At 44.8% G+C, this 14,076-nt stretch carries 14 protein-coding genes and 1 riboswitch; of the genes, 12 read left to right on the forward strand and 2 right to left on the reverse strand.

Going from position 1 to position 14,076, the window contains the following annotated elements:
• Positions 1-47: 47 nt before the first annotated feature.
• A complete protein-coding gene (locus G6R27_RS01205; RefSeq protein WP_213819264.1) occupies positions 48-569 on the forward strand; it encodes an HdeD family acid-resistance protein in 522 nt (173 codons plus the stop codon).
• A 55-nt stretch (positions 570-624) separates the two neighbouring features.
• On the opposite strand, the gene G6R27_RS01210 is transcribed toward G6R27_RS01205, so the two are convergent.
• On the reverse strand, positions 625-1,503 hold the full coding sequence (locus tag G6R27_RS01210; protein WP_213819265.1) for a LysR family transcriptional regulator: 879 nt from the start codon (positions 1,501-1,503) through the stop codon (positions 625-627).
• Positions 1,504-1,608: 105 nt separating this feature from the next.
• Between G6R27_RS01210 and G6R27_RS01215 the strand changes: the two genes are divergently transcribed.
• The 5 genes from G6R27_RS01215 to G6R27_RS01235 all read left to right on the forward strand — a co-directional run bounded on the left by G6R27_RS01215 (position 1,609) and on the right by G6R27_RS01235 (position 7,564).
• Positions 1,609-2,949, forward strand: a complete 1,341-nt coding sequence (locus G6R27_RS01215) for an amino acid permease (protein WP_213819266.1) — start codon at positions 1,609-1,611, stop codon at positions 2,947-2,949.
• 105 nt (positions 2,950-3,054) lie between these two features.
• Complete coding sequence (locus G6R27_RS01220) at positions 3,055-3,828, forward strand: pyrroline-5-carboxylate reductase family protein (protein WP_213819267.1); 774 nt, start codon at positions 3,055-3,057, stop codon at positions 3,826-3,828.
• Between the two features lie 215 nt (positions 3,829-4,043).
• Complete coding sequence (locus tag G6R27_RS01225; RefSeq protein ID WP_213819268.1) at positions 4,044-4,376, forward strand: PH domain-containing protein; 333 nt, start codon at positions 4,044-4,046, stop codon at positions 4,374-4,376.
• Complete coding sequence (locus G6R27_RS01230; protein ID WP_213819269.1) at positions 4,366-5,904, forward strand: PH domain-containing protein; 1,539 nt, start codon at positions 4,366-4,368, stop codon at positions 5,902-5,904. Before G6R27_RS01225 ends, G6R27_RS01230 begins: the two co-directional genes overlap by 11 nt.
• Before the next feature lie 328 nt (positions 5,905-6,232).
• Positions 6,233-7,564 carry an MFS transporter gene (locus G6R27_RS01235; RefSeq protein WP_213819270.1) on the forward strand — a complete coding sequence of 444 codons (1,332 nt, stop codon included), beginning with the start codon at positions 6,233-6,235 and terminating at the stop codon, positions 7,562-7,564.
• Between the two features lie 75 nt (positions 7,565-7,639).
• Here the strand turns inward: G6R27_RS01235 and G6R27_RS01240 are convergent, their stop codons facing one another.
• Complete coding sequence (locus tag G6R27_RS01240; protein WP_213819271.1) at positions 7,640-8,077, reverse strand: MarR family winged helix-turn-helix transcriptional regulator; 438 nt, start codon at positions 8,075-8,077, stop codon at positions 7,640-7,642.
• A 186-nt stretch (positions 8,078-8,263) separates the two neighbouring features.
• Positions 8,264-8,352: riboswitch (TPP riboswitch) on the forward strand.
• Positions 8,353-8,445: 93 nt separating this feature from the next.
• On the opposite strand from G6R27_RS01240, the gene G6R27_RS01245 reads away from it, so the two are divergent.
• The 6 genes from G6R27_RS01245 (at position 8,446) to thiM (ending at position 14,070) form a co-directional block, all read left to right on the forward strand.
• Positions 8,446-9,012 (forward strand): ECF transporter S component, encoded by a 567-nt coding sequence (locus G6R27_RS01245; protein WP_213819272.1) that lies wholly within the window; start codon positions 8,446-8,448, stop codon positions 9,010-9,012.
• 9 nt (positions 9,013-9,021) lie between these two features.
• Positions 9,022-10,416, forward strand: a complete 1,395-nt coding sequence (locus G6R27_RS01250; protein WP_213819273.1) for an ABC transporter ATP-binding protein — start codon at positions 9,022-9,024, stop codon at positions 10,414-10,416.
• Positions 10,413-11,081: an energy-coupling factor transporter transmembrane component T family protein gene (locus tag G6R27_RS01255; protein WP_213819274.1), complete on the forward strand. Its 669-nt coding sequence runs from the start codon at positions 10,413-10,415 to the stop codon at positions 11,079-11,081. The genes G6R27_RS01250 and G6R27_RS01255 overlap by 4 nt, the downstream gene beginning before the upstream one ends.
• Positions 11,082-11,167: 86 nt before the next feature.
• Positions 11,168-11,815: a TenA family protein gene (locus G6R27_RS01260; RefSeq protein ID WP_213819275.1), complete on the forward strand. Its 648-nt coding sequence runs from the start codon at positions 11,168-11,170 to the stop codon at positions 11,813-11,815.
• Positions 11,812-13,275 carry a bifunctional hydroxymethylpyrimidine kinase/phosphomethylpyrimidine kinase gene (gene thiD / locus G6R27_RS06400; protein WP_213819276.1) on the forward strand — a complete coding sequence of 488 codons (1,464 nt, stop codon included), beginning with the start codon at positions 11,812-11,814 and terminating at the stop codon, positions 13,273-13,275. Before G6R27_RS01260 ends, thiD begins: the two co-directional genes overlap by 4 nt.
• Positions 13,276-13,278: 3 nt before the next feature.
• A complete protein-coding gene (thiM, locus tag G6R27_RS01270; protein ID WP_213819277.1) occupies positions 13,279-14,070 on the forward strand; it encodes a hydroxyethylthiazole kinase in 792 nt (263 codons plus the stop codon).
• Positions 14,071-14,076 lie beyond the last annotated feature (6 nt).

The following is a 14,076-nucleotide window of genomic DNA, read 5'->3' on the forward strand; positions in this document are numbered from 1 at the left end:
AGCGTTTGGACCGCTTCAGACCCTTTGAAAGATTAAGGAGAAAATTCATGCAACAATATCGAAACGAACGGAATTGGTGGACGATTGCCGCGGGTGCTTTGTTCATCATCATTGCCTTCATTATGATTAGCCAACCCTTGGCTAGTCTGCTTTCATTAACTTTTTTGTTCGGAATACTGGCCGTTGTACATGCTGTGATATTGGCTTACGAGGCATTGACCGATCGTCGACAATTAGCAGGTAATTCTGGCTGGTTAATGGCCACCTTTATTTTAGACATTGTCATTGCTTTCATCTTTTTGTTCCATTGGGGCGTTGGAATCTCGACTATCGGGGTTTTCTTTGCCATTTGGTTTATTTGGGATGCGATTTTTGAAATCTACATGGCTCGTTCAGTTCGCGATCTTTCTAGAACACGTGCTTTCTGGACGACGGTTCTTGGTGGCCTCTCCTTGTTTTTTGGCTTTATCTTATTATTCTCGCCAATGTTGGCTGCAGTAGCCATGGTGATGCTGGTCGCCTTTTATTTGTTGGCGTTTGGGATGTTGCTGTTGTTCCGCGCATGGTAAGTCGAAGAAGATCATATAGTAAAAAAAGACTGAAGCAAAACGCTTCGGTCTTTTTTTATTGCATTAATTCAGTGATTGTGGTCAAAATTTCCTCTTTCATCGCTTGAACTAAAGGATCGGTTGATGAAGAGGGATTCGTTAACAAACCGAGGTGACGAAAATAGTGCTTCTCGAATGGAAATGCGCGCACTTCGCCAGATAATCGTGTTAGCGCCAAATCAGGTAAGATTCCCCAACCGAGTCCGGCTTCGACCATTGCCAGAATGGACTGGTCATCAATCGAGTAATTGATGGCTTGTGGCTTGACATCTAATTCGTCTAGGGTTGCTTTCGTATCAGAATCATAGTCGGCTCGCTGCAAAATAAAGTGTTGGTTCGTTAAGTCGGCCTGGGCAATTGAGTGGCCGTTTTTTGGTACAAAGTCGCGCTGGGTGAGGCATTTGATTTCATCATCAATCAAAAAAGTTGATTCGACCCGGTTGCTAGCCGGATAAGCGGAAAAGCCGAGGTCAAGGCGACCTAAAGCGACACCTTGTTCGATTTCTTTAAAAGAACCCTGAAAAACGGTAATATTGACCTCTGGGTATCTTTTTTTGAAGTGGCGGATGATACTTGGCAGCCAAGCGATACAAACAGAGGAAATGGCCCCAATTCGAACCGTGCCACCAGCTAAGCCAGCCAACTTTGCAGCACGGGAGTGGATTTGCCGATCTTCGTTTAAGAGCCGTTCGACGATTGGCAGGAGTTCGTTGCCGCCTTGAGATAAGACCATTTCAGAACGGTTTCTGATCAAAAGCGGGAAGCCGAGCTCGTTTTCCATATTGGCTATCGCGTGAGAAACGGCCGAAGGGGTGATATTCAACGCCAGTGCTGTTTTTTTGAATGAGCCTGTTTCGGCGACGGAGGCAAAAATTTGGTAGGTAAAGATTTTCATGTTTTCCTCGTTGAAAAAAATTCACCTTAAATTGAAAAGGTTTAGTTTTACTTATTTACAAAGTCAGTATAAACTACAAGAGAGGAAATGCAAAGGAGTATTTGTATGTCAAACGAACAACAGGGTTTTGCACGGACGCTGTCCCATCGACACGTGGCGATGATTGCCCTTGGAGGAACGATTGGAACCGGCCTGTTTTTGGGAGCTGGTTCGTCGATTGAAAAGGCTGGACCGGCTATTTTGCTGGTTTACATCATTACTGGGCTATTCGTCTTTGCGATGATGCGTGCCTTAGGTGAATTATTGATTTCCGATGATTCAAAGCCAGTCTTTATTGACTTTATGACTCAGTATTTGGGTAAAAAAGCTGGTTTTGTGCTCGGCTGGACTTACTGGATTGGTTGGATCGTCATCGCGATGACCGAACTGACAGCCATCGGAACCTACATGCATTATTGGTTCCCATCCATGCCGACTTGGCCATGGGAACTAGCCTTCTTGGTTGTCTTGTACTTGGTCAACGTAATTGCAGTCAAGGCATTCGGGGAAGCCGAATTTTGGTTTTCAATGATCAAAATTATTGCGATCATCGCCATGATTGCCACCGGGTTGATTTTGGCTTTTGGACAAGTGAAGACCGAAATGGGGAAGACAGAATTCGCCACGCTCTGGTCACACGGTTTAATTGCTAATCACGGAAAGACGCTATTGGCAGCTTTTCAAATGGCCTTCTTCTCTTTCTTAGGTGTCGAATTCGTTGGCGTGACGGCAGCTGAAACAAAGGATCCCTTGCAGACAATTCCAAAGGCGGTGAACTCGATTGTGATCCGTATTTTGATTTTCTACATTGGAGCGCTTTCGGCCATCATGATTATCCAGCCATGGACCAATTACCAAGCAGGCGAATCCCCATTCGTTCAGGTCTTTTCTGGCATTGGGATTCAGTCGGCAGCCGCGTTGATTAATTTTGTGGTTCTGACTGCAGCGGCTTCTGCCATCAATTCAGCCTTTTTTACAACCGGTCGCATGCTCTTCTCCTTAGCCGGTCCAAAGTCGCGCTTTGGGCGCTTGGATAAGAACCAAATCCCACGCAGCGCCATTAATTTGTCGACTTTCATCGTTGGGTTGTCCGTTGTCGTCAATTATTTCTTCCCAACGGATGCCTTTCATTTGATTTCGTCAACAGCCTCGGCTGCGTTTCTAATTATTTACATGGCTTTGATGGTCACGCACGTCATCTTCAAGAAGCAACAAAAAGAGGGGACACTCGAACGAGTGGCTGGTTTTAAGTTGCCATTTGCGCCGTTTTCAAATTATCTGACCATTGCCTTTTTGGCTTTGATTTTCATTTTGATGTTGTTTTCTCAAGCAACAATGTTTACGACCATTTTGGCTGTGATCTGGCTAGCAATTATGACCAGCTTGGCCTTTATCAAAAAAATATAGAACAAAGGGTCGCTGACAAAAAGGTCAGCGGCCTTTTGTTCTGGTTTAATAAGGGGCAGCAGCTCTTTTATGCTAAAATATGGTGAGAAAAGATTGGGAGGCATCATGATGAAAGTGGGAATTGTTGGACTAGGACACATGGGGACTGCGATGGCAGAAGGTTTTATTAAGCAAAGTCAACGCTCAGATTTGTCCCTTGTGGCTCGTACCTCGAATGCTAAAAAAGCGATTGACTTAGGCTTGACCGCCTATTCAACGGATCAAGCCTTTCTGTCAGCTGATCTTGATGTGTTGATATTAGCAGTTCCGGCCAATGTCACCGTATCAGTTTTGAAAGGATTAGTTGTTGCTGGTCTATCGACGAAGACCTTGATATTGTCAGCTGCAGCGGCGGTTTCAAGTGACGAATTAGCTGCGGTCGCACCAACCAACGCGATTTTTCCTTTCATCCCGAATATTCCAGTCTCCGTTAATGCAGGAACCATTTCATTGGCGTTGACAGCGCATTCGACTGATGAGCAGAAGGCCGAGGTGCAAAAGCTTTTGGAAAGCTTAGGCGACGTCTTAGTGGTTAAAGAAGCGCAACTCAGTATTGCGGGTGTTGTTGGTGGATGTTCACCGGCCTTTGTCGATGTCTTAATGGATGCAATGGAAGATGCGGCCGTAGCTAAGGGAATGGATCGGGAGAAGGCCAAAGCGATTGTCGCTTCTTCTGTACGTGGAACTGCTCTCTTAGCGCAAAGTTCCGACTTATCCTTTGCCGATCTAAAAGGGCAAATCACGTCGCCAGGAGGTACAACGATTCAAGGCGTCTTGGCTTTAGATAAAAATGGCTTCCGTCACGCGGTGCACGAAGCGATTCAGGCTGCGAATCGCTAAAAATAGTAAGTGTACTTATTGTTTTTGGTCGAATTTTTTAGAGAATTCGACTTTTTATGTCACGACTAGGGGAGAAAATGCAAGTATTACCTAAACAAATAAAAATCGTTTGGTACCTTATGGAATTGATTTTTGCGGCTGTGATTGTAGCCGTTTTGGCAGGCCTGAAATGGGTGTACCCCATGTTTTTTTCTTGGCCCTTACCGGAATTTTTCATGACTATCTTGACGGGGCTGGGATTCGTTTTGATTTTAGTTGGTTTTTTCTTGGTCCACTATCGTTATGCGGTCTACCGTTACCGGGTAAACGACCGTAGCGTTGAAATCCAAAAAGGATTTTTCTTTCGTCAATTGACGGCCATTCCGATTGATCGTATTCAAAACGTCGATTTGGATCAAGGGCCATTGTTGATCTTTTGTCATTTGCAAAAAGTTGTCTTGGTGACTGGCGGTTCCCATCATGAGATCGAAGCCTTGACGGTTGAAGATGCCAAGGCCTTCAAAGATCAGGTGATGTTGCTGGCCAAGGAGGCGCGCCATGAAAGCTAAACACTTTCACATTTTAGCTTTCTTCGAGCAATTGATGTTAGATGGTAAGGCAATTGTTTTCGCCTTGATTGGCCTTTTGGCTTTTTTTCATCTGGCCTGGTGGCAATGGGGCCTCTCAGTTATTCTCTGGTTGGCATTTGAAATTGCTGATTTTGCCAAACAAAAATATTGGCTGACAGAACATGAGTTGGTGTTGACTTCTGGTATTATCCATAAACATTGGCGGCACTTACCTTACCAAAAGATTCAAAATATTCACCGCTCGCAATGGTTTTTTTTGAAACCCTTTCGACTCGAGAAAATTGCGGTGGATTCCGCTGGCCATGGCGGGGAGCGGGCCAATCAAATCAAATTGCCGGTTATTCCTAGCTGGCTGACTTGGGTGCTTGAAAAAAAGCACCAGCAACCTAAATGGCCACTCGACCAGCTTTTAGAGGTTGTGGAAAAGGCACAACGTGAAAAGCGCTATGATTATGATCAAGTCATGAAAGAGTTGGCTCACACAACGCTTGTTTTCTCCGATTATGAACCGGCCCAACCGGACGAAAAGGACGGTGTTGATTCTTACCAATCTTCTGTGTCTTCCCTCTTTTTGTACGCTGTTACGGCGCCGGAAATCCTCCTGCAATTCGCTGTGGCTTTTGGCTTTCTCTTCCGAGTGGACCATCATGGTGAACTTTTTTCAAAGATTTTTTCTGAGATGACTGCTTTTGGTTTGCTCATCGCAATTGGAATTGTGGCCGCCTTTCTTGTTGTTCTCTTTATTTTTAACATTATCAAAACGATCCTTCTTTATTATGGGTTTACACTAAAAAACGAGGGCCGTTATCTACAGATTCACCGTGGTTTCTTCGAGACCCGATCCCTGTCTTTGGCCAAAAGCCGCATTCAAAGTCTGCAGATTGAGCAAAACCTGTGGCGTCGCTTTTTGAAAATGGCGACGGTTCGGTTGCGCATTATCACGGACAAAAATGGCGATGATGAGGTCGCAAAACGCTTACCGACGCTTTTGCCACTTATCAAAGAAAAGCGTGTGGCGAAGACTGTGAACAGCTTTTTGCCTGATTTACTACCAAAAGAACGGGTGGTGATCCGTTCTAAGGGCTACTACCAATCCTTGATTATGGCTCGCAACGCAAGTTGTCTTTTACTTATTCCGCTTGCTGTGCTGCTTTATTTCGTTGACAATCCATTCTCGTTTCTATTCGTTCTTTTGGTCCTTTTAGTTGCCTTTGCAGCAGGTTTTTACAAGGGGCGTGTGACTGGTGTCACCCAAGTCTTGGATGGGCAGGTGTTGGTTTTACAAACTGCTCGTTTTTTCACTAAGAAGACAAATTACATCCCGATAAAGGCGATTCAATCGCTCAGTTTGAGGCAATCTTTGTGGTTGTCCATCCGAAACAAACGAGCGCACGTAACCGTTCTTGTTCGTTCCGATAATGGTATCTCGGCCATAGAGACCCGTTACTTGCCACTTCATGAAGCGCATATGATCTATCAGTCCTATCAGGATGGTTATCGAAAATAATTTTAAAAAAAGTCCTTTCGAAATTTTTCGAAGGGTCTTTTTTAATAAACAGAAAAAAGGGGTGGTGAAGGAGCGGAAAATAATAAATATTTTTAAAAAATCTCTTCTTCGTTTATTGACATATATTAAATGTTATCCCTTACATTTATACGATTAAACTAAAATAATTATATTTTTGTTTGACAATTTAAAATAATACGGATAATATTAAAATATAGTCAAATGGTGAAAGGCCAAATGATAACGCTCTGGGGCTATAAGCCGGTCAGCACAACTAATCGACCAGCCCACAGCCTCTTTCTATTTTTTTCGAAACGAGGAAACGATTATGTTTACAAAAAACAGCCAAACACGCACAGGGGCAGGGCAGGCCCACATGTACAAGCGCCGACAGGCTGGCGTGTTACTCGCCACGTCTTTTTCCTACATCGGCTATTACATCATCCGCTTAGTTTTCACGACTGAGCAGGTTCATATCATGAAGGCGTATGGATTTGATCTGGGCCAGATTGGCTTGATCTTGTCGACTTTTGGGGTTGGCTACGGTATTGCCAAAATCTTTATGGGTGCTTTAGTTGATCGAATGAACGCTCGTCTTTTTTTGGCCGCCGGTCTGTACTTATCAGCATTCTTTAACTTGCTCATTGGCTTTACCCAGAATTTTTACGTTATTTTGGCGTTAATGCTTTTGATAGCGGTGACACAATCAATGGGGGCACCGGCTTGTCAGCGGCAAATCTCTCTTTGGTTCTCGAAGAAACACCGGGGATCGATCTTTTCGATCTGGGCATCGGCGCACAATGCAGGGGCCTTTCTTTGTGTAATGTCGATCCAACTGGCCACCTTCCTCTTTGCTGGCTCCTTGACAGCAGTCTTTGTGGTGGCATCGCTGATTTCTGCTATGATTGCTACCGTCATGTTGTTGATTAATACGGATACGCCAGAAAGCGTTGGTTTACCAGACATTGCGACTTTTTCTGGATATGTCGAAGTTGACGGGAAGGGCCGAAAGCGAACAAACGAAAAGGCTGACCTGTCCTTTGGTCAAATCTTTTGGCACAGTATCTTGTTAAATCGAGTTGTTTGGTTGGTGACGCTGACGTCGATGTCGATTTATATTGTTCGCTACGGCATTTTGTCATGGATTCCTTCTTATTTACCAACGAAGGGCTTTTCGGTCACTTGGGCCAAGTGGTTTGTTGGCATCTTTGAGCTTTCGGCCGTTCCAGGCGTGATTGCACTAGGGGCCTTATCGGACTATTTGGATGGTCGCCGCGCGTTGATTTGCTTGATTGCTGCATTGGGTATGTTGGGCTGCCTTGGCGTGTATTTCACGTCCGATAATCATCTCCTGTTGGTTGTCGTGCTTTTCTTAATGGGAACGCTCATCTACACGCCCTTATCCCTTGTCGGGTTAATGGTTAACGAAGCGGTACCTACTAACGCACTTGGTTTATCAACTGGCTTCATGGGCTTCTTTCAGTACATTTTTGGCGAAACGATTGCCACGGCTTTGATTGGCATGCTCGTTCAGGCATACGGCTGGCAAATGGGCGCAAATGTCATTTACTTCGCTTCGCTTGTGGCGATCACATTCTTAATTATTTTGGTTTTCCAAGAACGAAAGATTCGGGCTGTCGAAGCGGCAATGAATCGATAAGTCCTGACCAATAAAAAAGCCTATTGAGCAATGGCTCAGTAGGCTTTTTTGGTGTTCACTTTTGTTTCTATGATTTTAAAGGCGGTCTTTGACAGCTTGGAAGAGTGCTTGACGATTCGGATTTTGGTCTTTCCAGTATTCCTTTTCAAAGTCTTGGAGCAGGGTCAGCGCATTTTCTAGTTGTTTTTGACCATTTTCGTTAATGCGAAGCGCCTTTGTTCGTTGCTTTTTTTTACCTGGGAAGCGATCCAGGTAGTCTGCACGAGCCAGCTTTGTAATAATGGCGGAGGCCGTCATTGGATCAATATTTGCTTTTTTGGCCACCATAACCTGTGTCACTTCGTCTTCTTCTAAATTTAAGGTCTGCAGGGCAGCGAGGATTTGCACTTGGGGGTGTGTCAAATGGATACGGCGTAATTGACTTTTCAATTGCCGATACCAGTCAGTGTAAAGGGCGAAAAAGGCTTGAGAAGTAGCATTTTGGAAAGCGTGAAGTTGATTGGGAGAGGGCATAGTAGTAATCCTTTTAATGTGTAAGTATACTTATAAATATAGCGGTTGAAGTCCTTTTTTTCAAGTTTTTTTTGACAGTTTTTTCGTCGCTGATTTTTTCGACTTTTTAAGCCAAATGTGACTAAACAAAAAATACGGCTTGCTTTTTTTTAAGGCGCTTGCTACATTAAGACTGTATTTAATTGCATACAAGAACTGGGGTACCTTTTTGGTTGAGATAAGACCCATTGAACCTGTTGGTTAACACCAGCGTAGGGAGTTCGCACAAGCTTTTTTTGAGATCACTCGTGCTGGATTCCGTCCAGACGAGTGATTTTTTTATTGGCCCGTGTGTTATCAATGGCCCCCTGATAAAAAAGGAGGAAAGCATGAAAAATACACAGTGGAAACTACGGGATGCCATTTTACTGGCCCTGATTGGGACCGTCTTTTCGGTCATTTACTTTTTGATGGATCCAATCTATCAAATGATCTCCGGCGCTTTAACTACCGTTGGGTTACAGGCTTTTGCTGGGGAGTTAACCATCGGGGTTTGGATGATGGCTGGTCCTTTAGCCGCTTATGTGTTGAAGCGGCCCGGAACGGCTTTGTTGGCCGAAATGATCGGGGCGGCTGGCGAAATGTTTTTTGGCGGTTACTGGGGTGCGGCAACGTTGTTATCCGGTTTCATTCAGGGAGCGGGTTCTGAACTTGGGTTCACTTTAACGGCCTATACGAATTGGAAGATCGGTCTCTGGTTGTCGACCTTGACTGGAACGGTCGTAACCTTTGGTTGGCAGTTTATCCATTCCGGCTACGGTCACTATCATTTTTCGATGCTGCTTTTGCTTTTTGTTGTGCGTTACCTGTCCATCTTTTTCTTTGCTGGTGTCTTGGTGAACTGGATTGAAAGGTTGTTGGATCGCTCAAAGTTTTTACGTACAGATAACGATTAGGGGGCTGTGATGACCCTAAGAGTGGAGAATGTTCATTTCACGTATCGTAAAAAAACGCTTTTTTCAGATGTTTCAATGGACATAACGACTGGGGATTTTATCTTGTTGATGGGGCCTTCTGGTTCTGGTAAGTCCACATTGTTAAAAACAATAGCTGGGCTTTATCCGCAATATGGGGGTAAAGTGACTGGTCGAGTGACCATCAATGGACAGGCCTTGTCCGATATTCCGGCCAATCAACGAACTAAAGTGGTCGGCCTACTATTTCAAAATCCACATGAGCAATTTGCGATGAAAACGGTTGAAGAAGAGCTGCTTTTTACTATGGAAAACTTGCAGTTGGCTCCCGAAACGATGTCTGAAAAAATCGATCAGAACCTTGCTAAAGTTGGGCTGACTGGCTTTCGGAAACGAGTGTTAAGCGAATTATCAGGGGGTGAGCTTCAGAAAGTCGCCTTAGCAGAAGTCTTAGTAACCGGCGCCAAATACCTCTTGTTAGACGAGCCTTTTGCTGCCATTGACCCAGGGGCTAGAAAGGATCTTCAACAGCTGCTGAAGTCTTTGGCCAACGACGGTTATGCCATCCTTATTTCTGACCACGATGATCAAGGGTATGTCGATAAGATGACGGCTTTTTACCAAATTCAAAAACAGCAATTGGTCAAAGTGGCCCAAGAAGATTGGCCAAAGCCAGTCGACCGTCAGGTTATTACTGTTCGAAAAGAAACAGTTGGTCAGCCAATTTTTCAGGTCAAACAAATGGTAGTAGAAAACGATCAGCGCTTGCTGATTAGACAAGCGCAGCTAAAAATTAAGGCCGGCGAATGCACGTTAATTACTGGCCCCAATGGCTCTGGAAAGTCTTCTTTTTTGAGAACCTTAGCCCGATTACAAGAGGCAGAAGGACAATTCGTCTACCTTGATCAAGATTTTCACCGGTGGAAGAAAAAGGACTATTATCGGCAAGTGACCCTAGCTTTTCAAAATGCGCTTGACCAGTTTTTAAACATTACGGTGGAAGAAGAGCTGCTGCAGGTGCAAAAAAATACTTATCAAAAAAACTACTGGTCGGCAAAAAGAATCGAAAGGGCCCTTCAAGCACTCGGGTTAGAAGGGCTCGGGAATCGATCAGTTTACACGCTTTCCGGTGGGCAACAAAAGAAACTTCAATTGCTTTTACTGCTCGTGATGGCTAGTCCCGTTTTGCTGTTGGACGAACCCTTTGCTGGCTTAGACGAACAATCAGTTCAAGCTGTTTTGGCTTTGTTTGAGGAAGTTAGGCGAAAACTGAACGTGACGTTGCTCATTGTATCCCACCAAGTTGGTGCGTTAGCTCCTCTTGTGAACCGGCATTTAGCGCTTGAAAATGCACAATTCGTGGACAAAGAGAAGGTGGCCATATGATGAATGCCAGTCAACGTTTGTTCTTAACCTTACTGCTATCGTTTGAAATTGTGCTGACCCAGTCGCTTTCTTTTAATGCCTTACTTTTGTTGTTTTTTAACGGCTTGGTCTTATCCCAAGGCCTGCCAATGAAGCGCTACTTGTATTGTTGGGCGGTTGGCTTGATTCCGGCCATTGGTTCGTTTTGGTCTTTTTATCTCTATGCACAGGGTGATTTAAGTCATCGTTTGCACGTCGGCTTGGTCATGGGATCTCGCGTCTTCTTGCTCATTTTTGTAGGAGCCTGGCTGGCGAATAAAACAAAAGAAGCCGTTTTATTGCAATCACTCCAACAAAATCTACACTTATCGAACACCTTTATCTATGGGCTGCTTTCGGCTTTGAATGTTATGCCACGATTTAAACAGGCGTTCAAAAAGATTCAAGCAGCCAGCCAAATGCGTGGCGTCAGCCTACATTGGTATCAGCCGACCTTGTATTTCAAGGCGCTTATTCAAGCGATCCAGTGGTCTGAATCCTTAGCAATGGCCATGACGGCACATGGTTTTCAAGAAGGAGCGGTGCGCTCGGTTTACCAGACTTATCCTTACAAAAAAGTTGGCTTTGCCTGGTTAGCCTTGGTGTTTATTTTGACCATCGGCTTACTTTGGCTACTGCCGTATTAGCCTGAGAATTTGTAGGATTATCAGTGAAATTACAGTAAGTAGACTTATCAAATCAGAACCAATTAAGGAAGACACAGGTGAATAAGATGACGTTTATTGAACAGTTTAAAAAGATGATGCATGAGGCCATGCCCGCCTTCTTGGCCAATCCCTTCATTCAGAATTGTGAAGCCGGACGTGTGGATGCCCGGGCACTCTATACCTATATCGAACAAGACAATGTGTACCTGGCTGTTTATCTGCCTCTCTTTTCGAAGGGGTTGGATAATTTTGGTATTGATTCAAAGGCCTTGCGTCAGTTTGAAGGTGATCAAGAAACGAAACCACATTTAATGTTGCAAAAGTTGGCTGACGAAAAGAATCCGGCCGCTAAGAAAAGCATTACTAAAAAATGGCTTCCGGCAACGAGCGCTTACCTGAAGCATATTCAGGATAGTCAAAAGGAAAATGACTTTATTTTCTTGTGTTCCTTGGCTGCCTGTCCATATGTGTATGGTTATTTAACAGAAAAAATGATCGCTGATGGACGAATGACGAAAGACAATCCCTTTTACCCTTGGTTTGACTTCTATAAGGGAACAGACGGTCAATTAATTGTTGACTTCATGAAGGTCTTAAAAGAAGAAGCGGATAAGGTGGATGAAGCGATACAATCACGGGGATTAACTGCTTTTTACCAAGCTGTTCAGTTTGAAAACGATTTTTTTGCTCAATCGATGGAGAAGGAAGCATGAGGGGATCAAAACAATATCCAACTGCTTTAACCATTGCTGGATCTGATTCCGGCGGTGGGGCTGGAATGCAGGCCGATATAAAGACGATGCAACACTTTTTTGTTTATTCGACTAATGTTGTGGTTGGTTTGACGGCACAAAACACATTGGGCGTTCAGGGGGTCTATCCGACCGATCCAGTCGCCATTGCGGCTCAGTTTGAATCGGTCATGGCAGATTTTAGGATAAGAGCTGCAAAGACCGGTGCACTATTTGACGCCGTTCGTGTTCTTGAGGTTGCCAGGAACGTGGAACGTTTTCATATGAAGCAATTAGTCGTTGATCCGGTTATGGTGGCCAAGGGTGGCGCTTCCTTATTAGATGATAAAGGCGTGTTAGCAATGAAGAAAGAGCTGCTACCAAAAGCGTTATTGGTAACACCAAACATCCCCGAAGCCGAATTACTGGCCGGCTTTGCGATCCGAACGAAAGCGGACATGGAAAAGGCGGCTCGACAGATTCAAAAACTTGGGGTCCCAAATGTCTTGGTGAAAGGGGGGCATCTCGAAGGCGAGGACTTGCTGAATTACGCTTTATTGGGTGAGGAATCCTTTTTTTTGACGGGGAAAAAGGTCGACACTATAAGAAAGCATGGCACCGGTGACACACTGTCTTCAGCCATCACGGCGATGCTGGCACAGGGAATCAGCCTCAAGCAAGCCATCGTAATTGCAAACGACTACATGAACCGCATCATTGACCGCCCTCTTTTGATTGGTGAGGGACATGGGCCACTTAATCAGGCGCTTTGGCCAAATCCCAATCAGCGTTTGAAACGAAGCGGACAGGATTTTTCCTGTCAACTGATTATCGGTTTAGAAAATGTCGCTTTCGATCGTGCGAAATTCTTTGCTTTGGTTGAAAAAGCCTGTCTGGCGGGTGTTACAGTTGTTCAATACAGAGAAAAGGGGGTTGAAAGGCCGGATTTCTTAGAACAGCTTTCGGTGGCCAAGGCTTTAAAAGAAATTTGTCGCAAAACCAAAACGTTATTTTTCATTGACGATAATGTTGATTTAGCCATTGCATCGGGTGCAGATGGGGTCCACGTCGGACAAGATGACACCAGTGTTCAGTCAATTGTACGAAGGGCTCCCGAACTATTCATCGGGCTCTCTGTTTCAACGATGGAAGAATTCGAAGCGAGTCGAGAAGATATGCCGTATTTGGCCTATATTGGGGTCGGGCCAGTCTTTGACACGACAACTAAAAAGGATGCGAAGCCGGCCATCGGGCTCAATGGGTTAGCAGTCCTTAAAGCGGCAGCAACTGTTCCGGTTATTGCCATTGGAGGTATTAACGAAAAAAACGCTAAGGCCGTTTATCAAGCAGGGGCAGACGGCGTAGCCGCTATCTCCTCCATTACAAAAAGTAAAAACCTAGTAAAAACAATCCAACAACTTAGTCAGTCACAGGAGGAATAAAGGATGTCTTTTATCGAACGGATGCATCGACAAAAAGCCATGGTTATTATGAATGGCAACCATGTCACAGAGCAGTTGGTAGCGGACGTGATCGCGTATTTAGGCGGGTCGCCATTAGTTGCAGAAGATGAACGTGATGACGAAGCACTGGTTTCCTTGGCTTCGGCCATTGTCTTGAACATGGGAACGGTGTCAAAACAAAGCCATCAGCGCTTGATTCACCTTGGCCGAGCTGCCAATTTGAACCAAAAACCGGTTGTCTTTGATCCCGTTGGGGCCGGTGCGTCAACTTTACGAAAAAAACAAGCGGAAGCCATTATGGCCGCGGTGTCTGTCAAAGTTATTCGCGGCAACCTGAGCGAGATTGCTGCCCTTTTATCGGGTGAGTCCTCTCGTTTTGGAATTGACGCTACTAGTCATGCTGATGCTGTTCAAACTGCCTTGGACTATGCCCGTCTAAAAAAGGCATGGGTGGTCATTTCGGGCCCTGTCGATACGGTTAGCGATGGGAAACGCGTGTTTCAAATCAAGAATGGTCATCCATATTTAGAAAAAAATGTTGGAATGGGGGATGCTTTGGATAGCATTTTGGCACTTGGATTAGTGCATACCACACGTTTTGAAGAATTTGTTCAAGTCGTGGCGATGTTACCGGTTGCAGCTGACCTCGTTATCAAGCAGTCAGCTGTTCGAGGACCAGCTTCTTTCAAGATGGCGTTGTTGGATAAACTAAGCCAGCTATCGCAAGCGGAATTGTTTGATGTTGCGCATATCAAAGAAGTTCCTGTGAATTAGTTGTTC

Source organism: Fructobacillus papyriferae (assembly GCF_018437225.1).
Lineage (GTDB): Bacteria > Bacillota > Bacilli > Lactobacillales > Lactobacillaceae > Fructobacillus > Fructobacillus papyriferae.

Excerpts from the sequence above, each read along its gene's own strand:
- G6R27_RS01205 (WP_213819264.1), top strand. The coding sequence starts at position 48 with ATGCAACAATATCGAAACGAACGGAATTGGTGGACGATTGCCGCGGGT.
- G6R27_RS01210 (WP_213819265.1), bottom strand. The coding sequence starts at position 1,503 with ATGAAAATCTTTACCTACCAAATTTTTGCCTCCGTCGCCGAAACAGGC.
- G6R27_RS01215 (WP_213819266.1), top strand. The coding sequence starts at position 1,609 with ATGTCAAACGAACAACAGGGTTTTGCACGGACGCTGTCCCATCGACAC.
- G6R27_RS01220 (WP_213819267.1), top strand. The coding sequence starts at position 3,055 with ATGATGAAAGTGGGAATTGTTGGACTAGGACACATGGGGACTGCGATG.
- G6R27_RS01225 (WP_213819268.1), top strand. The coding sequence starts at position 4,044 with ATGACTATCTTGACGGGGCTGGGATTCGTTTTGATTTTAGTTGGTTTT.
- G6R27_RS01230 (WP_213819269.1), top strand. The coding sequence starts at position 4,366 with ATGAAAGCTAAACACTTTCACATTTTAGCTTTCTTCGAGCAATTGATG.
- G6R27_RS01235 (WP_213819270.1), top strand. The coding sequence starts at position 6,233 with ATGTTTACAAAAAACAGCCAAACACGCACAGGGGCAGGGCAGGCCCAC.
- G6R27_RS01240 (WP_213819271.1), bottom strand. The coding sequence starts at position 8,077 with ATGCCCTCTCCCAATCAACTTCACGCTTTCCAAAATGCTACTTCTCAA.
- G6R27_RS01245 (WP_213819272.1), top strand. The coding sequence starts at position 8,446 with ATGAAAAATACACAGTGGAAACTACGGGATGCCATTTTACTGGCCCTG.
- G6R27_RS01250 (WP_213819273.1), top strand. The coding sequence starts at position 9,022 with ATGACCCTAAGAGTGGAGAATGTTCATTTCACGTATCGTAAAAAAACG.
- G6R27_RS01255 (WP_213819274.1), top strand. The coding sequence starts at position 10,413 with ATGATGAATGCCAGTCAACGTTTGTTCTTAACCTTACTGCTATCGTTT.
- G6R27_RS01260 (WP_213819275.1), top strand. The coding sequence starts at position 11,168 with ATGACGTTTATTGAACAGTTTAAAAAGATGATGCATGAGGCCATGCCC.
- thiD (WP_213819276.1), top strand. The coding sequence starts at position 11,812 with ATGAGGGGATCAAAACAATATCCAACTGCTTTAACCATTGCTGGATCT.
- thiM (WP_213819277.1), top strand. The coding sequence starts at position 13,279 with ATGTCTTTTATCGAACGGATGCATCGACAAAAAGCCATGGTTATTATG.